Annotated in this window: 18 protein-coding genes; 4 read left to right on the top strand and 14 right to left on the bottom strand. The window is 72.2% G+C overall.

The annotated features are described in order from the left end of the window. Position 1: 1 nt before the first annotated feature. The 10 genes from metK to DEJ43_RS20375 all read right to left on the bottom strand — a co-directional run bounded on the left by metK (position 2) and on the right by DEJ43_RS20375 (position 9,096). Entirely contained in the window at positions 2 to 1,210 is a 1,209-nt protein-coding gene (metK, locus tag DEJ43_RS20420) for a methionine adenosyltransferase (RefSeq protein WP_015035277.1), read from the bottom strand. Next, positions 1,207 to 1,458, bottom strand: coding sequence for an acyl carrier protein (locus tag DEJ43_RS20415; RefSeq protein WP_015035276.1), 252 nt, complete (start codon positions 1,456 to 1,458; stop codon positions 1,207 to 1,209). Before DEJ43_RS20415 ends, metK begins: the two co-directional genes overlap by 4 nt. 12 nt (positions 1,459 to 1,470) lie before the next feature. Beyond that, positions 1,471 to 1,914 carry a holo-ACP synthase gene (gene acpS / locus DEJ43_RS20410; RefSeq protein ID WP_015035275.1) on the bottom strand — a complete coding sequence of 148 codons (444 nt, stop codon included), beginning with the start codon at positions 1,912 to 1,914 and terminating at the stop codon, positions 1,471 to 1,473. A 1-nt stretch (position 1,915) separates the two neighbouring features. After that, a complete protein-coding gene (locus DEJ43_RS20405; protein WP_015035274.1) occupies positions 1,916 to 2,803 on the bottom strand; it encodes a class-II aminoacyl-tRNA synthetase family protein in 888 nt (295 codons plus the stop codon). A 37-nt stretch (positions 2,804 to 2,840) separates the two neighbouring features. Then, positions 2,841 to 3,734, bottom strand: a complete 894-nt coding sequence (locus tag DEJ43_RS20400) for a diiron oxygenase (RefSeq protein WP_015035273.1) — start codon at positions 3,732 to 3,734, stop codon at positions 2,841 to 2,843. Positions 3,735 to 3,756: 22 nt separating this feature from the next. Further along, a complete protein-coding gene (locus tag DEJ43_RS20395; RefSeq protein ID WP_015035272.1) occupies positions 3,757 to 4,800 on the bottom strand; it encodes a methyltransferase domain-containing protein in 1,044 nt (347 codons plus the stop codon). Beyond that, a complete protein-coding gene (locus DEJ43_RS20390) occupies positions 4,797 to 5,639 on the bottom strand; it encodes a class I SAM-dependent methyltransferase (RefSeq protein ID WP_015035271.1) in 843 nt (280 codons plus the stop codon). Before DEJ43_RS20390 ends, DEJ43_RS20395 begins: the two co-directional genes overlap by 4 nt. Positions 5,640 to 5,755: 116 nt before the next feature. Then, positions 5,756 to 6,295, bottom strand: coding sequence for a MaoC family dehydratase (locus DEJ43_RS20385; protein WP_015035270.1), 540 nt, complete (start codon positions 6,293 to 6,295; stop codon positions 5,756 to 5,758). Between the two features lie 89 nt (positions 6,296 to 6,384). Beyond that, positions 6,385 to 7,554, bottom strand: coding sequence for a trans-sulfuration enzyme family protein (locus DEJ43_RS20380; RefSeq protein ID WP_015035269.1), 1,170 nt, complete (start codon positions 7,552 to 7,554; stop codon positions 6,385 to 6,387). 108 nt (positions 7,555 to 7,662) lie between these two features. Then, a complete protein-coding gene (locus DEJ43_RS20375; protein WP_015035268.1) occupies positions 7,663 to 9,096 on the bottom strand; it encodes an MFS transporter in 1,434 nt (477 codons plus the stop codon). 207 nt (positions 9,097 to 9,303) lie between these two features. Here DEJ43_RS20375 and DEJ43_RS20370 point away from each other — a divergent pair, with 207 nt between their 5' ends. Beyond that, positions 9,304 to 10,020 carry an HD domain-containing protein gene (locus DEJ43_RS20370; RefSeq protein WP_041664088.1) on the top strand — a complete coding sequence of 239 codons (717 nt, stop codon included), beginning with the start codon at positions 9,304 to 9,306 and terminating at the stop codon, positions 10,018 to 10,020. A 79-nt stretch (positions 10,021 to 10,099) separates the two neighbouring features. Next, entirely contained in the window at positions 10,100 to 10,813 is a 714-nt protein-coding gene (locus tag DEJ43_RS20365; protein WP_015035266.1) for a hypothetical protein, read from the top strand. 77 nt (positions 10,814 to 10,890) lie between these two features. On the opposite strand, the gene DEJ43_RS20360 is transcribed toward DEJ43_RS20365, so the two are convergent. Together DEJ43_RS20360 and DEJ43_RS20355 are read right to left on the bottom strand one after the other, a co-directional pair. Next, a complete protein-coding gene (locus DEJ43_RS20360; RefSeq protein WP_015035264.1) occupies positions 10,891 to 11,298 on the bottom strand; it encodes a hypothetical protein in 408 nt (135 codons plus the stop codon). A gap of 16 nt (positions 11,299 to 11,314) precedes the next feature. Next, entirely contained in the window at positions 11,315 to 18,781 is a 7,467-nt protein-coding gene (locus DEJ43_RS20355; RefSeq protein WP_150253466.1) for a polymorphic toxin type 27 domain-containing protein, read from the bottom strand. Positions 18,782 to 19,205: 424 nt separating this feature from the next. Here DEJ43_RS20355 and cmlV point away from each other — a divergent pair, with 424 nt between their 5' ends. Continuing rightward, on the top strand, positions 19,206 to 20,441 hold the full coding sequence (gene cmlV, locus DEJ43_RS20350) for a chloramphenicol efflux MFS transporter CmlV (protein WP_015035262.1): 1,236 nt from the start codon (positions 19,206 to 19,208) through the stop codon (positions 20,439 to 20,441). Positions 20,442 to 20,526: 85 nt separating this feature from the next. Further along, positions 20,527 to 21,051 (top strand): chloramphenicol phosphotransferase CPT, encoded by a 525-nt coding sequence (gene cpt / locus DEJ43_RS20345; RefSeq protein ID WP_015035261.1) that lies wholly within the window; start codon positions 20,527 to 20,529, stop codon positions 21,049 to 21,051. Between the two features lie 49 nt (positions 21,052 to 21,100). Here cpt and DEJ43_RS20340 read toward each other — a convergent pair whose 3' ends face one another. Then, positions 21,101 to 21,370 (bottom strand): DUF4031 domain-containing protein, encoded by a 270-nt coding sequence (locus tag DEJ43_RS20340; protein ID WP_015035260.1) that lies wholly within the window; start codon positions 21,368 to 21,370, stop codon positions 21,101 to 21,103. Positions 21,371 to 21,383: 13 nt separating this feature from the next. Next, positions 21,384 to 21,740, bottom strand: coding sequence for a hypothetical protein (locus DEJ43_RS20335; protein ID WP_041662725.1), 357 nt, complete (start codon positions 21,738 to 21,740; stop codon positions 21,384 to 21,386). Positions 21,741 to 21,803 lie beyond the last annotated feature (63 nt).

Below are 21,803 nucleotides of genomic sequence, written 5' to 3'. Positions count from 1 at the left end.
TCTACGCCCCCGCCGCCTTCTTCAGGGCCTCCACGCGGTCCGTGCGCTCCCAGGTGAACTCGGGGAGCTCGCGGCCGAAGTGGCCGTACGCCGCCGTCTTGGCGTAGATCGGCCGCTTGAGGTCCAGGTCGCGGATGATCGCCGCGGGGCGGAGGTCGAAGACCTCGCCGACGGCCGCCTGGATGGTCTCGTCCGGCAGGGTGCCGGTGCCGAAGGTCTCGACGAAGAGGCCGACGGGTTCGGCCTTGCCGATGGCGTACGCGACCTGGACCTCGCAGCGGCGGGCGAGCCCGGCCGCCACGACGTTCTTCGCGACCCAGCGCATCGCGTACGCCGCCGAACGGTCCACCTTCGACGGGTCCTTGCCGGAGAACGCGCCGCCGCCGTGCCGGGCCATCCCGCCGTACGTGTCGATGATGATCTTCCGCCCGGTGAGGCCCGCGTCGCCCATCGGACCGCCGACCTCGAACCGGCCGGTCGGGTTGACCAGGAGGCGGTAGCCGTCGGACTCCAGGCTGACGCCCTCCTCGACCAGCTCCTTGAGGACGTGCTCGACGACGTACTCGCGCACGTCCGGGGTGAGCAGGCCCTCGACGGAGATGTCCGCCGCATGCTGCGAGGAGACCACGACCGTGTCGAGCCGGACCGGGCGGTCGCCGTCGTACTCGATGGTGACCTGCGTCTTCCCGTCCGGGCGCAGATACGGCACGGTGCCGTTCCTGCGGACCTCGGTGAGACGGCGGGAGAGCCGGTGGGCGAGGGCGATCGGCAGCGGCATCAGCTCGGCCGTGTCGTCGCAGGCGTAGCCGAACATCAGGCCCTGGTCGCCGGCGCCCTGGGCCGCCAGCTCGTCGCCGGTGCCCTCCACCCGGGACTCGTACGCCGTGTCCACACCCTGTGCGATGTCCGGCGACTGGGCGCCGATGGAGACGGAGACGCCGCAGGAGGCGCCGTCGAAGCCCTTCGCGGAGGAGTCGTAGCCGATGTCGAGGACGGCCTCGCGGACCAGCTTCGCTATCGGCGCGTACGCCTTCGTGGTGACCTCGCCGGCGATGTGCACGAGACCCGTGGTGATCAGGGTCTCCACCGCGACCCGCGAGGACGGGTCCTCGGCGAGCAGCGCGTCGAGGATGGTGTCGCTGATCCGGTCGGCGATCTTGTCGGGGTGGCCCTCGGTCACCGACTCGGAGGTGAAGAGGCGGCGGCTCATGCCTGGACCTCCGCCGGGGCCTTGAAGAAGTGCTGCTCGATGGCGCCGAGGGTCCGGATGGACTCGACCTCGAGGGTCTCCATCTGGATCGCGGTGCCGCTCTCCTGCTCCAGGAGGAAGACGAACTCGACGAAGGACAGCGAGTCGATGAGCCGGTTCTCGATCAGGTCGAGGTCCGGCGCGATGTCGTCGCGCTCGGGGTGACGGTCGAGGATCCAGTTCTTCACCGTCTGCAGGCCGTCGGCCATGGTTGCTCTCCTTTAGCTGCTGATGGATGGTGGGGCGGGCGCGATGATCGGTGCGGCCACCGCCACCGCGTAGTCCACGTCGTGGCTGATGGACACGGTGATCTCGGTGATGCCGGATTCGGCGGCCATCTCGGCGGCCGCCCGGTGCAGTTCCACGAGCGGCCAGCCGCCCTCGGAGCGCCGCACCACGATGTCCGGCCAGGGCAGGAACCTGCCCCTGACCCGTAAGGTCTTGAAGGCCGCTTCCTTGGCCGCGATCCGCCCGCACAGGCTCAGTACGTCGAGCCCGGAGGAGGTACGGCAGTCGGCGAGCTCGCCGGGGGTGAGCATCCGCTCGAAGAACCGCTCCCCGTACTGGGCGAGGAGCCTGCGGACACGGTTGACGGACACGATGTCCATGCCGAGGTTCGCCCACCCCAGGCCGCCCGCCGGCGGGGCGGCGGGACGGGCCGGCACGTCAGATCACCGGCCCGGCCGCGCCGCTCGCACGGGCCCGCAGCCGGGCGTTCGCGTCGAGGACGGCCTCGGTGGCCGCCTCCCAGCCGCCGTGGCGGCGGGTGAGGGCCGACAGCCAGCGCTCAAGGCCGAAGGCGACGCAGCTGGTGAAGGCCGGTCCGCCGGTGGAGGCCAGGGTGATGGCGCAGCGGTCGCCGAAGAAGTTCCGGTGGGTGTTGACCGAGGCGATCGCCAGGTCCTCGTACAGGAACTCGTACTTCACCGGGGTGAGCCGCTGGAGGACCGCCTTCGAGCCGCCCTTGTCGAAGAAGGGGTCGCAGGCGGCCTCCCTGCGCAGCGGCAGGTCGAGCGCCGCGGCGAAGGAGTGGATGCGGGTGGTGAAGTCGGCGAGGTGGGTCTCGGCGTGCTCGCGGGCGCCGATGGCGACGATCTCCCGCATGCGGAAACCGAGTTGGCGGCGCATGCCCTCGTAGTGGGTCTCCTTGCGGAAGCACCAGGAGCAGATCGTGACGAGGGTGTCGTCGGCGACCCGGGTGCCCTGGTGGTCGAGGTAGACGGCGTAGCAGGACGCCGAGGGCAGTCCGAGGCCGGCCGGTTCGAGGGCGGCGGCGGGCCACTGTCCGCGCTCGCCGTCGAAGGGGCTGCCGAGCCGTCCTTCCAGGTCGAGCGGGGCGGCCAGGACGGCCTGGTGCGGGAAGTTGTCGTAGTAGTCCAGGTTCGCCAGGTCGGCGGCCGGGAGGAGCGGGGGCATGGTCATCGGGCGGGCGCCCGCGGCCACTCCCCAGCTCTCGAAGGTGTCGTCGAGGAGCCGCAGCAGGCGGGTCCCCTCGGGTCCCAGGGACGGCAGGCCCCTGGTCGCCCCGACAGTCGCGGGGGTCGTCACGGTCATGGTCGGTGCACCTCTCGGGTGGGAGGTTCCTGGAGGCTCAGACGACGGGCAGGGTGTCGTCGGAGAAGATCCCGGTCTTGAGGAAGAAGGCGAGCGGCTTGCGGATCGCCTTGCGCTCGTGGGGACGCCGGCGCTCGTCGGCGACCAGCGCGTTGCGCAGGGCCAGCGGGTCGGGGATCCCGGCGTCGCGGTACACGTGGGGGTTGTAGAGGGAGTTGACGCTGTAGACGACGTACCGCTTGAGGTACGCCTCGACCTCGCGGACCCGCTCGGCACCGACCGCCTGGCACATCCGCCCGTACAGCAGGGAGACCAGCTCGCGCCCGAAGGCGATGTGCCGGGACTCGTCCTGGTGGTGGATGCGGTTGACCTCGCGGATGGTGTGGCAGAGGGAGGTGTCCTTCGCCATCCGGGAGTTGTAGTGGTCGACGAGCTCCTCGAAGAAGAGGATGCGGGTGAAGACGAGGAAGTTCTCGACCTCCGGCTCCCAGGCGGCGTCGGCGCGCATGGCGGTGGAGCCGTAGATCTTGTTGCCGTAGCGGCGGCAGAACTCGGAGAAGAACCACATGTGTTCGTTCTCCTCGCCGATGAAGTGGTGGAAGAAGTCCGAGGGCACCTCGAAGCCGGGCATGTGGATGCGGCCGACGACCTCGATGAGGAGCTCGCGGATGCCGTGCACGTTGAGGCTGTAGAAGTTGACGGACTCCCACTTCGAAAGCCGCTGAAGCGTTTCCTCGCCGAGGGTGTCGTAGTGCTCGGTGCCGTAGACGGTGAGCAGCTCCGGGGTCATCCAGAAGCGGTCTTCCTCCAGCGACTCGGGCCACTGGAAGGTCTGGTACGGGTTGTAGTAGTCCTCGACGGAACGCTCGCTGAGCCGCTCCAGGACCTCCATGAACCGGTCGGTCACGGGCAGGGGGGCGGTGGCGCCCATGGTCTGGCTCCTTCGGAGGGGGTTACGGGCGGACTTCGTAGACCGCGTTCACGGGCGTCTCGGTGGCGCGGCGCCAGCGGGTGAAGCCGGCCTCCTCCGCGATGGCCCGGAAGGCCTTCTCGCCGGAGTGGTTGCCGAGCGCGTGCGGGCCGCGCTGCGCGACGGCGACGGGCAGGCACATCACGGCGGACAGGGCCATGAACATGCGGGCGGCGGGCGTCTGGACGTCGATGTCCTGCGGCGACACGTTCGACTCGACGAGCATCCAGGTGCCGTCCGCGTCCAGGGACTTGTGGACGTGCTGGGCGGCGGCGACCGGGTCCCCCATGTCGTGCAGGGCGTTGAAGAAGCACACCAGGTCGTATCCGGAGCCCGGGTAGTCGTCGGCCGAGGCGACCTCGAAGACGACCCGCCCGGAGAGCCCGGCCTCCTCGGCGAGCTCCCGCGCGATCGAGATGGCCTCCTCCGAGTAGTCGAAGCCGTGCACGGTGGCGTTCGGGAAGGCCTTCGCGATGAGCAGGGTGGTGTGGCCGACGCCGCAGCCCACGTCGGCGACGGTGCCGCCGGCGGCGAGCTTGTCGGTGACCTGGTGGAGGGCGGGCAGCCACTCCGGGACGAGCTTGTGCTCGTACGTCGGCTGGAAGAAGGAGCCCATGCCGGTGTCGAGGGCCGCGTCGTGCTCGGCCCAGCCGACGCCGTCACCGGTGCGGTACGCCTCCACGAGGAGGTCCTCGGTGGCGTACAGCGCCTTCAGGGCGGTGAAGAACCCGGCGGCGTACGTGACGGCCTTCGGGTCGGCGAGGACCTCGACGTGGTCGGCGGGGAGGGTGTACGTGAGGGAGCTCGGGTGCCGCTCGACGTACCCGGCGGAGAGCTGGGCGTGCAGCCACTCCTCGACGTACCGCTCGTTCGTGCCGGTGGCCCGCGCCAGCTGCCCGGAGGTGAGCGGGCCCCGCTCGGCCAACGCCTTGTACAGGCCGAGGCGCTCGCCGAGGGCGACCGTCAGGCCGCGGACGGCCGCACCGGCGTCGGTGATGACCCTCTGGTGGAAGTCGTGGGCGCTCATGCGGCCCTCTCCTCGCTGTGGGTGGGGAGATCGCAGGTGAACAGGAAGGACCGGGGGACCCGCGGCACCGAGCGGGCCGGCACCGGGTAGGGCCAGCGGCCGAAGTCGGCGCCGTCCTCACCGGGCTGCCGGACCTCCCGTACGGCCCAGCCGCAGTCGTCGAGCAGCGCCTCGGGCTCCTCGGTGCCGAAGAGCCACGGGTTGCCGTCGTCCTTCAGGGCGCTGAGGAAGGTCCGCGCGAGCGGGTTCTCCAGGGCGGCCTTCGAGATGACGTCGCCGAGCAGCACGGAGCCGGGAGCGGCGTGCGCGGAGAGCGTCGAGATGAGGGTCCGCACGGCCTGCTCGGGCAGGAAGAACAGCAGCCCCTCGACGACCCACAGGACGGGCTCCTCGCTCTTCCAGCCCGCCTCCTTGAGGGGGCCGGTCCAGTCCTGGGTCAGGTCGACGGGGACGGTGATCCGGGTGCGGCCGGCGGGCTGCGGCTCGTTCCTGAGCATCTCGGCCTTGGCCTCCAGGAGGGCCGGGCGGTCGAGCTCGTAGACGGTGACGCCGTCGGGCCAGGGCAGCCGGAAGAAGCGGGTGTCCATGCCGGCGGCGAGGAAGACGACCTGGCGGATGCCGCGCTCCTCCACCGCCGCGACGATGGCGCGGTCGAGGTAGGTGGTGCGGATGGCGAGGAACGGCACGGTGCCGCCCCCGGCGTAGCGCTCGAGCAGTTCGAAGCCGATCTGGTCGGCGACGGTGCGCGCGTAGGGATCGGCGAACAGCCGGTCCTCGCGCTCGGTCTCCAGGGCGCGCGCGGCGGCGGTCCACTGGGCGGTGCGGGATACGGCCTCCACAGGAGGTCCCCCTTCACTTCGGTGGATGGACAAAGAGGCAGAGAGGCAGAGAGGCGGAGAGGCGGAGGGGCGGTGATTCGGACGGCCGTGTTCAGGGCCCGACGAAGGACGGTTCGTCAGGCGCTCATGACCGGGACACAGGTCTTGGCCGGTCGCGCGCAGGCGACGGGGTCCTCGGCCGCGGGCATCGACGACAGATGGCCGGCCTCGGAGTCGGCGGGGCGCCGGCGGAAGATGCTGTGCAGGATCATGCTGAACACGGCCGTCCCGTCGGGGGCCACCAGGGTGCACCGCGGTTTGACGGTGCCGGTGGCGGGGTTGAACGGCGACGGGGTGGAGCCGAGGATCTCGACGCGCGCGGTGAGGACGTCGCCCGGGCGGACGGGCCGCAGGTAGCGGACCTCGTCGATGCCGGGCGAGCCCATGCAGGCGCTGTAGGCGAGCAGTCCGTCGACGTAGCGGCGCATGAACATCGCCTGGGTGTGGAACCCGCTCGCGATCAGGCCGCGGAACTGCGAGAGCTCCGCGCGCTCCGGGTCCGTGTGGAAGGGCTGCGGGTCGAAGCGCCTGCCGAACTCCAGCACCTCCTCCGCCGTGACGGTGACGGTGCCCAGCTCGTGGACGTCGCCGGGCCGGAAGTCCTCGAAGTAGCGCATCGCGCGTCCCCCTTGACCTAGGAGTGGTCTTTCCCTGGCACCCACCAATCTACGAATCAGTCATTTATTTTGTCAACCCAAAAGAAGGCTCAGGCGAGGGCTTGTTCGACATCGGCCCACAGGTCCCCCGCGTCCTCGATCCCGACGGACATCCGCACCAGGCCCGCCCCGATGCCCGCCGCCGCCAACTCGCCCTCGTCCAGCTCCCGGTGGGACGTGGACGCCGGGTGCGTCACGAGGGTCTCCACCCCGCCGAGGGAGAGCGCGAGCCGGGCGACCCGCACCCGCTCGATGAAGGCCCGGCCCGCCTCCCGGCCCCCCGCGAGTTCGAAGGAGAGCAGCCCGCCCCCGCCCGCAAGGACCTTCCGCGCCATGGCGTACGAGGGGTGGTCCGGGCGCCACGGATGGTGGACCGCCGTCACCGCGGGGTGCCCGGCGAGGAGTTCGGCGAGCGCCGCCGCGTTGGCGCAGTGCTCACGCATCCGCAGCGGCAGGGTGGGGATGCCGCGCAGGGTCAGCCAGGCGGCGAACGGGTCCGCGCAGGCGCCGAGTTCGACCGTCCGGGGCCACACGCGCAGGCGCAGCTCGTCGTCGGCGAAGACGGCGGCGCCGCCGAGCACGTCCGAGTGCCCGGAGAGGTACTTGGTGGTCGAGTGGACGACGATGTCGGCGCCCAGCTCCAGCGGCCGGCACAGCACGGGCGAGGCGAGCGAGTTGTCGACGAGGCTCGTCACCCCGAGCGCGCGGGCGGCGGCGAGCAGCCCCGGCAGGTCGGGGACCTGCCCGGTGGGGTTGGCGATGGTCTCCAGGACGAGCACCCGGGTCGCGGGGTGCACGGCGGCGGCCGCCAGCTCGGCCGGGTCGTCGCCGGATATCCGGACGACCTCGACGCCGTACCGCTCGGCCAGGTCGGCCAGGACCGCGTGCGTCCCGCCGTACAGGCAGCGCTGGGCCACCACCCGGTCGCCCGGCCGCAGGAGGGCGAGCAGCACCCCGCTGATCGCGCCCATGCCGGAGGCGAAGGCGATGGCCCCGGCGCCGCCCTCCAGGCCGGCGAGGGTCCGCTCCAGGGCCCGTACGGTCGGATTGCCGCGGCGGCCGTAGACGTACCGCCCGTCGGGTCCCGCCATGGCCCCGGCGAGCTCGTCGGCGGACTCGAAGGCGAAGGCGGAGGACTGCACGAGGGGCACGGAGAGCGGCCAACTGCCTTCCGTGAAGGGCTCATTGATGACGTGGACGGCGCGGGTGTTCAGTTCCATGACGTTCCTCTTCTGGGGACGGACCGGGTGCGGCCCGGGTACGGAAAAGGGGCCGCCCGACGTCCTGGGCACGGACATCGGGCGGCCCCTTCGGGGGCTCGGGGCGGTTCAGGCGGAGACCTTCTCGCCTTCCGGGGCGGGCGCGGCCGCTCCGGCGACGGCCTTGTCGCCCTTCATGACGAGCAGGGTGACGACACCGCCGACGGCGGCGATGATCGCGGCGCCGATGAAGGCGGCCGAGAACCCGTCGGTGAGGGCCGGCAGGTTGCCGAGCTGGTCGGCGCCCTGGGACATCGCGACGGCGGTCAGCGCGGCGAGACCGAGCGCGGAGCCGACGTTGTAGGTGGTGTTGACGATGCCGGAGGCGAGACCGGCCTGCTCCTGCGGGGCGCCGGACATCGCGGCGATCATCGCCGGGATGTAGGCGAGGGACATGCCGAGCGCGGCGACCAGCGAGGCAGGCAGGACGTCGACGAGGAAGGTGCCGGTGGGCGGGACGGCGGCGAGCCAGACCAGTCCGGCCGCGAGGACGAGGAGACCGACGCCGATGAGCGGCTTGGCGCCGAACTTCCCCATGAGGCGGGCGGTGATGGCCGTCATGAAGATCATGAGGAGCACGGTCATCGGGAGCAGCGCGGCACCGGACGCGAAGGCGCCGTAGCCCAGGACCTGCTGGAGGTACAGGTTGAGGAAGTACCACATCGGGATCCAGGCGGCACCGAGCAGCGTCATCGCCAGGTTGGCGGAGCCCAGGCGCGGAACGCGCCAGATGTTCAGCGGCATGAGCGGCTCGCGGATGCTCTTCTGGATGACGAAGAAGAGGATCAGCAGGACGACGGCGCCGGCCAGTTCGAGGATCGTGGCGGTGGCGCCCCAGCCGACCTCGGGGGCGCGGACGACGGCGAAGACGGCGAGCGCGAGTCCGGCGGTGACGGCGACGGCGCCGAGGATGTCGACGGAGCCGCGGCGGGACTCGACGTTCGGCAGGAGCTTGGTGGCGGCGAGGGTCGCGAGGCCGATCGGGATGTAGATGATGAACACCCACTGCCAGGCGGCCCATTCGGTGAAGACGCCGCCGAGGAAGACGCCCGCGGTGCCGCCGGCCGGGGCGGCGGCACCGTAGAGCGCCATCGCCTTGCCGAGCTCCTTCGGGTCGTGCATGAAGAGCATCATCAGAAGGGTCATGGCGGAGGGTGCGATGAGGGCACCGCCGACGCCCTGGACGGCGCGGCCGGCGATCTCGACCCAGGCGGTCTGCGCGGCGGCGGCGAGAACCGAGCCGGCGATCATGATCGCCCAGCCGGAGACGAAGATCTTCCGGGCCCCGATGAGGTCGGAGAGGCGTCCGCCGAGGAGCAGGAGGCCGCCGAAGACGATCACGTACGCGTTGAAGACCCACTGGAGCTCGCCCTGCGTGAAGCCCAGGTCCTTCTGCATCTCGGGGAGCGCGACCCCGATGATCGACGTGTCCATGATGACCATGAACTGGGCGGCGGCGAGCACGACAAGTGCCCACCAGCGCCGGGGATTGACGGTTGACATTGCCCTGACCCTTCACTCGCGACGGCCCCCGAGCGGTCCGACCGGGACTCGGGGCATACCCCTAGGGGGTACCTGTGCGGAGCACCGTAGCATACCCATGGGGGGTATGTAAGAGGGAGGAGACGGCACCGGGAAGCGACACCTCCGCGAGGACGGGAGCGCGTGGGAAGCGGCGCTTCCACCGCCCCCGGCGGGCACAATGCCCCCATGACCGCCGAGGAAGAGCACGCCACGACCGCCGACCGGGACCTCGCGCTCCTCCGGCGCTGGAACGCCACCCTGCTCGCCGCCCGGGCCGGCCGGGAGGGCCCCGACCCCACCCCGTACGGCCGGAACCTCCTCGGCCGCTGGGCCGAACCCCAGCGCCGCTACCACACGGTCGACCACCTGCGGGCGGTCCTCGACCGCATCGACGAACTCACCGACCAGGGCGGCGAGGGCGGCGAGTTGGAGCTCGTCCGGCTCGCCGCCTGGTTCCACGACGCGGTCTACCGCCCCGACCGCTCCGAGAACGAGGAACGCTCGGCCGTCCTCGCCGAGAAGGCCCTCACCGAGGCCGGGCTCACCCCGCACGAGGTGACGGAGGTCGCCCGCCTGGTCCGCCTCACGACCAGCCACGACCCGGCCCCCGGCGACCTCAACGGCGAGACCCTCTGCGACGCCGACCTCGCGATCCTCGCCACCGCCCCCGATACCTACCAGGGGTATGCGGCGGCCGTCCGCGAGGAGTACGCCTTCGTCCCCGACGACGCCTTCCGCGAAGGCCGCGCGGCCGTCCTCCGCCACCTCCTCGGACTCCCCCGCCTGTTCCGTACGCCTTACGGGGCGGCGGCCTGGGAGGAGAGGGCGCGGGAAAACCTGGAAAGGGAACTCGCGGAGCTGACGGACATGTCCGGAACAGCACATCCCGACGCCAAACCGTAATGCGGAACCACTCCTGCCGCCAGTAAGATCATTTCGTTTTGTTCTGTATGCGAAAACAGGCGCCAGGAAAGAAAAGACCATGAAGCTGCGCAGGGCCCTCCCGATTCTCGCCGTACTGCCGGCCCTGCTCGCGGCGACCGCGTGCAGCGGGGAATCCAAGGAATCGCAGGACAAGAACCCGAAGGCGAGCGCGACACAGAACGCCGACGAAAAGGAAGCGGCGGAGGCGAAGCGACTCGGGGCGCTCGACGGAAAGGCCCTCGAAAAAGCCGCCATCACCGGAATGACGGCCGGCTACGACGCCAAGAAGATAGCCAAGACGGAGGTCGAGGCCGGCCGCGACATGCGCGCCGACACGAAGGCCTGCCAGCCCCTCGCCAGCCTCATCGGCGGATTCACGCACATCCCCGCCGTGAGCACCGTCCACCGCTCCCTCCAGCCCGGCGAGGCCACCAACGCCACCGTCGGCTCCATGTGGCTCTCCTCCCACTCGGAGGAGAACGCCACCCGGGTCATGAAGGAACTCCGCACGGCCGTCACCGCCTGCCCCAAGGGCTTCAAGACCCTCGGCCTCAGCTACGGCGACGTCGAGGGCCTCCCCGCGCCGAAGCTCGGCGACGAGGCCGTCGGCTACCGGATCACCGGCGAGATCGGCAAGCAGAAGATGCCCATGACGTACACCGTCGTCCGCAGCGGCGGCGTCGTCGCCGCCTTCTACGGGGTGAACATGCTGGACCCGAAGAAGGCGGCCATCCCGGAAGCGGTCGTGAAGGCCCAGCTCGACCGGCTCTGACCGACTCCGAGCCGCTCCGGACGAAGACGGCACGCGAAAGGGCCCCGGTGCGGATCGCACCGGGGCCCTCTCGTCGGTCAGCTCACATTCCCCGATTCCGCCGGGAACTCCGGCGGCCAGGGACCGTCGTACAACGACTCACGGTCGCCCATCAGGGCGTACTCCGCCTCCCGCCAGTTCGGATTACTGGCGACGACGAAGCTTTCCCCTTCCGGATCCAGGATCCAGGTGTATTCGGCGCTCGCCGCCGGAATACCGTGCCGCTCACTGAGCACGGCGAACTCGGCGGCGGTCGCCCGCCGGACGTGCAGCCCGTTCCGGTAGAGGGACCTGAGGAACATCAGGTCCACATGCCCGATGGAGACCTCGACCCTCGTCGTGGTCCGGTCCACCAGTGTGGCCTCGCTGATCAGGAAGAGCTGCCGGTGCGAGGGGTCGAACCCGCTGACCCTGAAGAGCCGCCCCTCCCGGACGAGAGCCGTCATGCTCACCATCTCCTCATCAGTCGGCCACCGGCGTCCCGTTGGCGTACTTCCACTTCTCCGGGTAGACCCGTACCACCTCGCCCTTCGAGTTGGTCATCCACCAGTCGATGGACTTCCAGCCGCGGTCCTCCATCCGGACGGCCGAACGGAGCTTGGTCATCTCCCACGCGGTTCCCATGCCGCGCTGCCGGATGGTCTCCCAGTCTCCGGGCGTGATCCCCTCTCCCCGCTTCAGAAGCGCGTTCAGCGCCTCGTCCGCGTTCGTGGCGCCCGGAACACCGTCCAGGGACACCGAGATCCTCACATTGCGGTTGGCCACCGCCTGCTCCACCCCCACCGTCCAGATCGGTCGTTCTCCCAACCCCATCGACTTCGGCAGTTGGATGCCGTAGTCCTGGTTGTTGAAGGTGCGCCCGCCGGGCCCGCCGGCGAGCTTGGTCAGATCGTCCGAGTGCGGGTTGATCCCGAGGACGATGTGATCGCCGTCCACGACGATGTCCTTGAGGATCCGCCGGCACTTCTCGATCAGCTCGTCGTTGGGCGACGAAGCCGCGAGCGACGTGACGCTGAAGCTCGCGAGCTTGAAGCTCGCCGCCTTGGGCGTCCCCGCGTCCGCGACCGTGCACGCCTCGCCGGCCATCCGGAAGATCCGGCTGAGGATGCCCTGGATGGCGACCTCGGTCAGACCGACCGTACGGAGCGCCCGGTAGGCGTCCATGAACCCGACGCCCAGCTTCAGGGAGGCGTCGAGCGCCGCCACCGCGGCCTTGCCCGCCCGGAAGAGCGGACCCGCGACGAACCAGCTCGCCGCCCAGGCGCAGTCGCCCCAGCTGCCGCCCTCGAGACCCGGCGTGATCAGCTTCGCGCAGCCGATGAAGTCACCGAGCAGCACGTCGACCGGATCGATGCCCGAGTTGAACTGGGCCATCGTCAGCGTCGTGGTGAGCCGCTCCGTCACGGGCTCCTTCGACACGTCGGCGCCGAGGTAGACCGTGTCGTCCTTCGGGCAGCTGCCCGTCGTCGTCGCGTAGGTCTCCCACTTGGCCGCGCACAGGAACACGTCGGAGTGCGTCCGGTACGTGACGGTGGCCGTGATCTTGCAGTCGCCGAAGTGGATGAACGGGTTGCAGTTGTCCTTGACGACGTTCTTCGGCTCACCGATGTACTCGATGTGGTCGAGGACCGCCCACACGCTGCCGATCCCGCTGGTGACACCCTGCGAGATCTGCTCGCTGTTACCGCTCCTCTCCGTGCGGTCCGCGGCGTTCTGGGCCTCCTCCGCCGCGTCCCTTGCGCCGGCCGCGGCCGTCTCGGCCGCCGTGGCGTCCTCCTCGGCCTTCGCGGCGGTGGCACGGGCGCTGGCCGCGTCCTCCTCCGCCTTGGTGGCCACGGCGCGGGCGTTGGCGGCGTCCTTCTCCGCCTCGGTGGCCGCCGCGTCCGCCGCGTTGGCGTCGGCCTGCGCGTCCATCGCCGCCGACGACGCCGCCAGGGCGTCGTTGCCCGCCGACTGGGCGTAGCCGTCGGCACGGTTCGCCGACGCCTGCGCCTCCTTGGCGTCCTTAGCGGCCTGCGCGGACGAGGCCTGGGCCCGCTGGTATGCCTTGGCCGCGCGGGACGCGTCGGCCGCGGCGGCCGCGGAGGCCTGCGCCGCGAGCTTCATGTCCGCGGCGGCCTGAGCGGCCAGGGCCTTCGCCTCGGCGGAGAACCCCTCGGCCTGGCTGGCCGTGGCCGCCGCCGCTGCGGCCTGCTGCTGCGCGATCGTCAGCGACTGCTGACCGGTCAGCACCGCGAACGCCGCGGAGCTGTCGGCCTCCTGGTACGGGCCGCCGAGCGAGATCGCCTCGTTCGCCGGCTTGGTCACCGCGGCCGCCGAGTCACGGGCCGCGAGCGAGGACTGCACCGCCGCGAGCGCCTTGCCCGCGGTCGTCGCCGCCCAGGCCGCCGTCTGCGCCGCCTCGGAACGGGCGGCCGCGGCCTCGGCCTTGGCGGTCTTGGCCGCCTCCGAGGCCTTCTCCGACTGCTCCTTGGCGCCCTTCGCGTCGGCCGCCGCCGCCACGGAGGCGTCGATGGCCTCGGCCGCGGCCGCGTGCGCCGCGGCGGCGGAACCCGCCGCGATCCAGTACGACGCCCAGGCGCTGTCGGCCGCCGCCTTGGCGCGGGACGCGGAGCCCTGCGCCTTGGTGGCCGCCTCACGGGCGTTGGTGGCGGCGGCGGTGGCCGCGTTCGCCGACGCGCGCGCGTTGGTGGCCGCGGTGGTCGCCGTGTTCGCCGCCGCGCGGGCGTCGGTCGCGGCGGCGCGGGAGGCCCCGGCCGCGTCCGTACCCTCGTCGGCGGCGGCGTTGGCCTCCAGGGCTTCTGCCTTCGCGTTCAGCGAGTCCCGCCGCTGCTCCGCCTCGAGGGCGTTGTCACGGGCGGCGACCGCGTCGCGCTCCGCCTGCTCGGCGACGGCCCGCTTGGAGGAGGCCGTGGATCCCGCCGCCTCGGCCGAGGTGCGGGCGTCGCTCGCGATCCGGCCCTGGGCGACGGCGTCGGCCTCGTGGCCCTTCGCCTTGTCCCGCTCGCGCTCGGCGGTCGCCCGGTAGGCGGCCGCGTTGGCGCGCTCCAGCTCGGCCACCGCACGCTTCGCATGGGCGTCGGCCGCGGCCTGCTTGGCCTGCTGCTCCTCCGCGAGCGCGGTCTCCTTGGCCTTCTTGGCCTTCGCGGCGTTCTCCGCGGCCGAGGCCGCGTAGGCGTCCGCGCTGTCCGCCGCGGCCTTCGCCTGGGCGGCGGCCTCCTGGGCGGCGATGCGGCGGAACTCGGTGTTCACCGCGTGCGCCTCGGTCTTCGCCAGGGCGAGGAGCGCCTCCGACGTGGAGACCGTGGCGTTCGCCGCGTTCAGCGCCGTCTCCGTCGCCTTCGCGGCGGCCGCGGCGGCCGCACCGGAGGCGCGGGCGACCTGCACCGACTGCTGCGCGTACATCAGGCCACGGCCGCGCGGCACCTCGGTGGCGTCCGCGATGGCCCAGGCCTGCTGCTGTCCGGTCACCGCGCGCTGCGACGCGGCGGCCGCCAGGGCGGCCTGCTCCTTGGCCTTGGTGACCAGGGCCCGGATCCTGCCCCGGGCGTCCGCGAGGTCCGTCTTCGCCTTGTCGAAGAGGGCCTGCTTCGGCTTGAGGATGTGGTCCGGGTCGGCTTCGAGCTGGTCGTGCCAGTACTTCTGCCAGCGCAGGATCTGGTCAGCGCGCCACGCCTGGCCGATGGCCTCGATCATGTGGGCGGCGGTGTTGCGGGTCGCGGCGGCGGCGTCGGCCTCCGCCTGCATGATGACCGCGCGCGGGGCGGCCTGACCGGCGTACTCCGCCTCCCACTCTGCCGAGGCCTGCGAGACGGCCTCGCTCAGGGCGTTGCGCGGGTCCACCGGGTCGGCGTGGTTGCACGAGGCCCACGCCTGCTTGAGGTTCTCGACCTCGACGCGGAACTCGGGGGTCCCTTCGGTGACCTTCGCGGCGGGGAAGCCGCCGTGCCGCAGGTACGCGGCGATGTCGGCGGCGGTCGTGCCGCCGAAGAAACGGGTGTTGTCGACGTTGGAGTCCCGCAGCATGAACTCGGCGGCGAAGTCGTGCCAGTCGTCCTTGCCGAGGTTCTGCTGGGTGATCTGCCGGGCCTTGGCGATCGCCTCGGGGCTCGCGTTGGTGTGCGCGTCCCAGCCGATGCGGTCGGCCAGCTTCGCCTGCGTGGAGAGGGTGAAGCCGGTGATGTCGGCGCCGAACTCCGGCGCGTGCAGCGTGATCCCGTCGTCGAACGAGCTCATCGCGTACGGCCGGTTGGCGTCCTCCAGGAGGGCCTTCTGGGCCGCGAAGGCGTCCAGGTAGGCGTAACCGGCTTCCCGGTCCTGGTCGTTGGCCTTGCCCAGCGGCATGAAGCCGATCCAGCCGCGGTCGCCGATGATGCCCGCGAGGTCGGCGTTCGTACCGGACAGGCCCTGGATGGCCACGGCCTTCGTGCGGGCGCCGCCCGCGTGCAGGGCGACCCCGGCGACACACCGGTCGAGGCGCGGGGTGCTGCGCACGTCACGGATGACGGCCGTCAGCTCGTTGAGCCGGCGCAGGGCGTTGTCGGCGTCGTTGAAGATCGTCCGCATGCCGTCGGAGACCTTCTCGATCGCCTGGGCGAGCGCGGGCACGCGGCCCACGATCACGGACGCCGAGGGGATGTCGACGAGGGCCCAGAGGCAGTCGTCGACGTCCTTCCCGGCCAGGCACTCCTTGACCTTGGCGGCGTCGAGCTGCTCGAAGAGGATCTGACCGCCGTGGGCGGTGGCCCACTCGACGACGTTCACGGAGACGGCCGCGAGGCCCTTCCGGTAGTCGTCGACACAGGTCTGGCCGCAGGCGTCGAGGAGGATCTTCTCCTCGCGCGCGCCGAGCGCGGGCCAGTTGGCGGCGCCGCCCTTGATGGGCGCGTCGCCCGCTTCGAGCGCGGCCTTGTGCGCGGCGTCGTTCTTCTCGCGCTGCTGCTGCTCGGCCTTCTTGGCGGCCTCCTCGGCGGCGGTGCTGTCGCCCGCCGCGTCGCCGGCCTTCGTCTCGGCGTCCTTGGCCTCCTTCTCCGCCTCGGCCGCCTTGCGCGCGGCCTCCGCGGCGGCCTCGGAGGACCGGCCCGACTTCTCGTTCGCCTCGGCGGCGTGCTTCTCCGCCTCGGTGGCGTCACGGTCCGCCTCGGCGGCCGCGTCGCTCGCCGCGTCCGCGGTCGAGCGGGCGGTGACGGCGTCCTTCCCGGCCTGTTCGAGATGGCCGGCGGCGGCGTCGGAGGCGGACTTGGCGCCCTTCTGCTCGTCGGCGGCGGTGGCCGCGGACGCCTGGGCGCGGGTCACGGCCTCGACGGCCCGGACCGAGTCACTGGCGGCGCGGGCCGCGGCCTCCGCCGCGAGCTTGGCGTCACCGGTGGCCTGGGCGGCCGCCTGCTGCGCGGACGCCGCCGCGGCGGCCGCCGCGGTGGCCTTGGCCTCGGCTGCCGCCGCCTGCTGTTCGGCGAGCGTCTTCGACGACTGGCCGACGAGCACGGCGAGCGCGGCCGAGCTGTCCTTCTCCTTGTACGGCGTGCCGACGGTGACGGCCTCCGCGGAGGCGGCGACCGCGGCGTTGGCGCTGTCTCGCGCCGCGAGCGCGGCCTGTCCGGCGGCGTGGGCACGGCCCACGACGGTGGCGGCCGACTTCGCGGCCTCGGCGGCACTGGCACCGGCGGCCAGGGAGTCCGCCTTGGCCTTCTTGGCGAGTGCGGTGGCGTTCTCCGACGCGGTGGCGGCGTTGTCGGCCCGGGTGGCCGCGTCCTGGGACGCGTCGAGGGCGACGGCGGCGGCGGCGTGCGCGGTGGAGGCCGCGCCGAGGGAGGTGTGGTAAGCCGACCACGCGCTCACCGCGTTGGCCTGGGCCCGCTCGGCGGCGCCCTCGGCCGTGGTGGCCGCTGTGCGCGCGGAGACCGCGGCGGCGGTGGCCTGGTCGGCCGCCGTCTGCGCGGCGGTGGCGGCCTCGGCGGCCTGGTTCGCCGAGGTACGGGCGGCGGTGGCGGCGGCCCGGGTCTCGGCGGCGGCGGCGCTGCCCACGGCGGCGGTGGCCGCCGCTTCGAGTGCGGCGGCGCGGGCCGCGGTGGCCTGCTTCGACCGCAGGGCGGCGACGGCCTTCTCGCGCGCGGTCTGCGCGGCCTTCGCCTTCTCGTCGGCGAGCTTCCGCTTGGCGGAGGCGTCGGCGGTCGCCGTACCGGCGGCCGTGTCGGCGGTCTTCGCTGCGGTCTGCTGGCCGGCGGCCCGCTCCTCGGCCTCCTTGGCCCTGGTCCGCTCGGCGGCGGCCTTGGCGCGGGAGGCGACGGCCGTGGCCTGCTCCGTCTGGGCCTTGGCGCGCTCGGCGGCGGCGGTGGCGGCGGCGGTCTTGGCCTGGTCGCGCTTCTGCTCGGCCGTCGTACGGGCGGCCTTCGAGGTGGCGGCGGCCTCGGCGGCGGCCGTGGCGTTGGCCTCGGCGCTGTCGGCGGCGGCCTTCGCCTGGGAGGCGGCCTCCTCGGCGGCGACGCGACGGAACTCGGTGTTGATCGCGTGCGACTCGGTCTGTGCCTTGGCGAGCAGCGCGTCGCTGGTGGCGACGGTGGCGTTCGTGGCGTTGCCGGCCGTCTCGGTCGCCTTCGCGGCGGCGGCGGCCGCTGCCGCGGAGGCGCGGCTGACCTGCACCGACTGCTGGGCGTACATCAGGCCCCGGCCGCGCGGCACGTGCGTGGCGTCGGCGACCGCCCAGGCCTCCTGCTGCGCGGTGGCGGCCTTCTGGGAGGCGGTGGCGGCCTTGGCGGCCCACGCCTTGGCGGAGGTGACCGCCGCGGCGGCGCTCTGGCGCGTCCGGGCGAGGTCGGCGGTGGCCTTGTCGTACAGCGCCTGGTCGGGCTTGCCGAGGATGGTGTTCGGGTCCTGGGCGAGCTTGTCCTGCCAGTACTTGCGCCAGGTCAGGATCTGGTCGGCGAACCAGGCGAGGCCGATGGCCTCGACCATGTCGTCGGCCGCCTCGCGGGTGGCGAGGGCGGCGTCGGCCTCGGCCTGGATGATCTTGGCGCGCTGGGCGGCCTGGCCGGCGTACTCGGTCTCCCACTCGATCATGGCGCTCATGACCGGGGCGTTCAGGACGCGGCGCGGGTCGACGGGGTTCTGGAAGTCACAGGCGGCCCAGGCCTGCTTGAGCGTCTCGACCTCGATCCGGTACTCGGCGGAGTCCGGGGCGGGCGCCTGGGTGGCGTAGCCGCCGTGCCGCAGGTAGGACGCGATGTCGCTGGAGGTCGTACCCCGGGTGTACTGGGTGTTCTTGACCTCGCTGTCCCGCAGCATGAACTCGACGTAGAAGTCGTGCCAGTCGTCCTTGCCCAGGTTCTCCTGCATGAGGGCCCGGGCGCGGGCGACGGCCTCGTCGCTGGCGTTGCTGTGGCCGTCCCAGCCGAGCTGCCAGGCGAGTTCCTTCTGCGTGACCTGGGTGAAGTGGGTGACGTCCTTGCCGAAGGCGGGGGCGTGCCACTCCATGTCGTCGCTGGCCCAGGCCGATTCGCGGTACGGCTTGTTGGCCTCGTCGAGGGCGGTGGTCCGGGCGCCGACGCCTGCGGAGTAGGTGTCGGCGGCGTCCTCGTCGGCGTCGCGGGCGACGCCGAGGGGGCCGTAGCCGATCCAGCCGATGTCACCGACGGTGGTGCGGAGCAGGTTCTCGTCGCCGGTGAGGCCCTCGATGGCCTTGGCCTTCAGCTGCGGGCCGCCGACGTGCAGCGCGACTCCGGTGAGGCAGCGGTCGAGCCGGCGGTCCTCCCCGATGCTGTTGCGGCCGAGCCCGGTGTCCTTCTCGGGTTCGGTCTCGGCCAGGGCGGGTGAGGCCTGGATCAGGCCGACGAGTACGGCGGACGCCGTCACGAGGGCGGTGGTCGCGGTCCCCTTGGTCAGGGCGGACCGAATGCGACGCCGGCGTCTGCCGACGTCTCGGAACAATGACATGGTCTGCCTTGCAATCTCGCGATCGTCCGGCAGCTTCAAGACATGGGCATGACAGAAAGGCGGCCCGTCGACCGGGCAGACTTCCCCCTCGGCACGACGGCACCGGCACGCTCGCCCCCCACGAACCCGGCGCTGCCGCTTACTCCGTGACCATGTCATGTCCGGCGCCGCACGTGAAGATCAAATAATCTCCACCAAGGGCACACAACGCCCCAGGCACGGACAAGGCGACACTCGGTTTGATCATGTTGTTACCGCGCGTACGGAACCTCCGGAGGCGGCACCCGTCCCGTATGCCGAGATCCCCCGCACTCCGGGAATGACAGGTACCAACCACAGGTTGACGCATGTCATGCCGTCTCCCTCCGCCGAGCCCACGACATCCACCCCGACCCCCGACGCCGGGCCCGCCGCATCCCCCCGGATGCCCCTGGCCGTCTACATCCTCGGACTGTCCGTGTTCGCGCTCGGGACGAGCGAATTCATGCTCTCCGGCCTGCTGCCGCCCATCGCGGAGGACATGAACGTCTCCATCCCCCGCGCCGGACTCCTCATCTCGGCGTTCGCGATCGGCATGGTCGTCGGCGCACCGCTCCTCGCCGTCGCCACCCTCCGGCTCCCCCGCAAGACCACCCTCATCGCCCTCATCACCGTCTTCGGCCTCGGCCAGATGGCCGGCGCCCTCGCCCCCAACTACGCGGTCCTCTTCGCCTCCCGCGTGATCAGCGCCCTCGCCTGCGCGGGCTTCTGGGCGGTCGGCGCGGCGGTGGCCATCGCGATGGTCCCGGTCGGCTCACGGGCCCGGGCGATGGCGGTCATGATCGGCGGCCTCTCCATCGCCAACGTCCTCGGCGTCCCCGCCGGCGCCTTCCTCGGCGAGCACCTCGGCTGGCGCTCCGCCTTCTGGGCCGTCGGCCTCGCCTCCGCCATCGCGCTCGTCGGCGTCGTCACCCGCATCCCCCGCATCCCGCTCCCCGAGACCAGGCCCCGCCTCAAGAACGAGGTCGCCATCTACCGCGACCGCCAGGTCCTCCTGTCGATCGCGGTCACGGCCCTCGCGGCGGGCGGCGTCTTCTGCGCCTTCTCGTACCTCGCGCCGCTGCTCACCGACGTCTCCGGCCTCGACGAGGCCTGGGTCTCCGGCGTCCTCGGCCTCTTCGGCATCGGCGCCGTCGTCGGTACGACGATCGGCGGCCGGGTCGCCGACGCGCACCTCTTCGGCGTGCTGCTCACCGGCATCTCCGCCTCCACCGTCTTCCTCGTGGCCCTGGCCCTGTTCGCCTCGAACCCGGCCGCCACGATCGTGCTGACCTTCCTCCTCGGCGTCTCGGCCTTCTACACGGCCCCGGCCCTCAACGCCCGCATGTTCAACGTCGCCGGCGCCGCCCCCACCCTCGCGGGCGCCACCACCACCGCCGCCTTCAACCTCGGCAACACGGGCGGCCCCTGGCTCGGCGGCACGGTCATCGACGCGAACCTCGGCTTCGCCTCGACGGCCTGGGCGGGCGCGGCGATGACGGTCCTGGGCCTGGGAACGGCGGCCCTGGCCCTCCGCCTGACCAAGCGCCCGGCCCCCGGCCACGTGGTCGCCCGGAGCACACCCGCGGGCGGGACCACCCCGTCCGAACCGGCCAGGGGGAAGGCCACGTCGAGCTGCTGAGGCGCGTCCGCACTGGTGCGCGCCGGGTGAAATCCGTTTCCGCACCGTCCCGGCAGCGCCGTACGGTGACGGGGTGACCACTCGGATGATCATCCTCAACGGCGGTTCCAGCGCGGGGAAGTCCGGCATCGTACGGTGCCTCCAGTCCGTCCTTCCCGAGCCCTGGCTGGCCTTCGGCGTCGACTCCCTCATCGAGGCGATGCCCCTGAAGATGCAGAGCGCCGAAGGCGGCATCGAGTTCGACGCCGACGGCGGGGTGAGCATCGGGCCCGAGTTCCGCGCCCTTGAGGGCGCCTGGGCCGAGGGCGTCGTCGCGATGGCCCGCGCGGGCGCCCGGATCATCATCGACGACGTCTTCCTCGGCGGTGCCGCCGCCCAGGAGCGCTGGCGGAGCTTCGTCGGGGACCTGGACGTGCTCTGGGTCGGCGTCCGGTGCGACGGCGCCGTCGCCGAGGGCCGGGAGACCGCGCGCGGCGACCGCGTCGCGGGCATGGCGGCGAAGCAGGCGTACGTCGTGCACGAGGGCGTGGAGTACGACGTGGAGGTCGACACCACGCACAAGGAGTCGATCGAGTGCGCCTGGGCGATCGCCGCCCACGTCGTCCCGTAGGTCCTCGACGCGAGTCCTCAGGACGCCGGGCGGCCCTCGACGCGGGCCCTCAGGACGCCGGGCGGCCCTTCGGCCGGCGCAGGCCCGCCTCGGTCAGGCGGCGCAGCAGCTCCTTCGAGCCGACCTCGACCGCGCCGCCCGCCACCGCGTCGGCGTACCGGTCGGACGGGATGTCGTAGTGGTCCCGCTCGAAGGCCCGGGGCGGCGCGCCGATCGACGCGGCGAAGGCGTGCAGCTCGTCGAAGGAGACGTCGCTGACGAGGTGCGACCACATGCGGCCGTGCCCCGGCCAGGTCGGCGGGTCGATGTAGAGCGTCACCTGCGCGGGCTCCTCACTTCAGGCCGCCCACCGGCGCGACCACGACCCCCTGCTTGCCGCAGACCCAGTGCGGGTCCGGGCCGAGCTCCGGCTCCACGTCCAGGGCGTGCGGGTCGCCGGTGGCGCAGACCGGGCAGAGCGGCCAGCGTCCGTACCGTTCCAGCAGGGCGTCCTGGACGTCCTGCGCGACGAGCCCGGCGACGTACGAGACGCCCTCCGGCCACTGCTCGACCCACCAGCGCCGGTGGGTCACCGATTCCTCCACCATCGACACGACCTCGGCGGCCGCGACTTCCCGGGCCACCAGGTCGGCCAGCACCAGCGCGCGAGCGGCGTGCAGCGCCTGTTCCACGGGGTCGATGTCGTCCATGGACCCATTGTCACCCGGTGCGCGCGGCTCGCGAAAACGTCCGGAAAGGTCCAAGGTCCCGGC

The sequence above is a fragment of the Streptomyces venezuelae ATCC 10712 genome, assembly GCF_008639165.1.
In the GTDB taxonomy this organism is placed as follows: Bacteria; Actinomycetota; Actinomycetes; order Streptomycetales; family Streptomycetaceae; genus Streptomyces; species Streptomyces venezuelae.
The sequence above is the reverse complement of the archived record's forward strand: the minus strand, read 5'-3'. Positions and strand labels throughout refer to the sequence as shown.

Coding starts and splice junctions, on each gene's coding strand:
- metK (WP_015035277.1), bottom strand. CDS start 1,210: ATGAGCCGCCGCCTCTTCACCTCCGAGTCGGTGACCGAGGGCCACCCC.
- DEJ43_RS20415 (WP_015035276.1), bottom strand. CDS start 1,458: ATGGCCGACGGCCTGCAGACGGTGAAGAACTGGATCCTCGACCGTCAC.
- DEJ43_RS20405 (WP_015035274.1), bottom strand. CDS start 2,803: ATGACCGTGACGACCCCCGCGACTGTCGGGGCGACCAGGGGCCTGCCG.
- DEJ43_RS20400 (WP_015035273.1), bottom strand. CDS start 3,734: ATGGGCGCCACCGCCCCCCTGCCCGTGACCGACCGGTTCATGGAGGTC.
- DEJ43_RS20395 (WP_015035272.1), bottom strand. CDS start 4,800: ATGAGCGCCCACGACTTCCACCAGAGGGTCATCACCGACGCCGGTGCG.
- DEJ43_RS20385 (WP_015035270.1), bottom strand. CDS start 6,295: ATGCGCTACTTCGAGGACTTCCGGCCCGGCGACGTCCACGAGCTGGGC.
- DEJ43_RS20380 (WP_015035269.1), bottom strand. CDS start 7,554: ATGGAACTGAACACCCGCGCCGTCCACGTCATCAATGAGCCCTTCACG.
- DEJ43_RS20375 (WP_015035268.1), bottom strand. CDS start 9,096: ATGTCAACCGTCAATCCCCGGCGCTGGTGGGCACTTGTCGTGCTCGCC.
- DEJ43_RS20370 (WP_041664088.1), top strand. CDS start 9,304: ATGACCGCCGAGGAAGAGCACGCCACGACCGCCGACCGGGACCTCGCG.
- DEJ43_RS20365 (WP_015035266.1), top strand. CDS start 10,100: ATGAAGCTGCGCAGGGCCCTCCCGATTCTCGCCGTACTGCCGGCCCTG.
- DEJ43_RS20360 (WP_015035264.1), bottom strand. CDS start 11,298: ATGACGGCTCTCGTCCGGGAGGGGCGGCTCTTCAGGGTCAGCGGGTTC.
- DEJ43_RS20355 (WP_150253466.1), bottom strand. CDS start 18,781: ATGTCATTGTTCCGAGACGTCGGCAGACGCCGGCGTCGCATTCGGTCC.
- cmlV (WP_015035262.1), top strand. CDS start 19,206: ATGCCCCTGGCCGTCTACATCCTCGGACTGTCCGTGTTCGCGCTCGGG.
- cpt (WP_015035261.1), top strand. CDS start 20,527: ATGATCATCCTCAACGGCGGTTCCAGCGCGGGGAAGTCCGGCATCGTA.
- DEJ43_RS20335 (WP_041662725.1), bottom strand. CDS start 21,740: ATGGACGACATCGACCCCGTGGAACAGGCGCTGCACGCCGCTCGCGCG.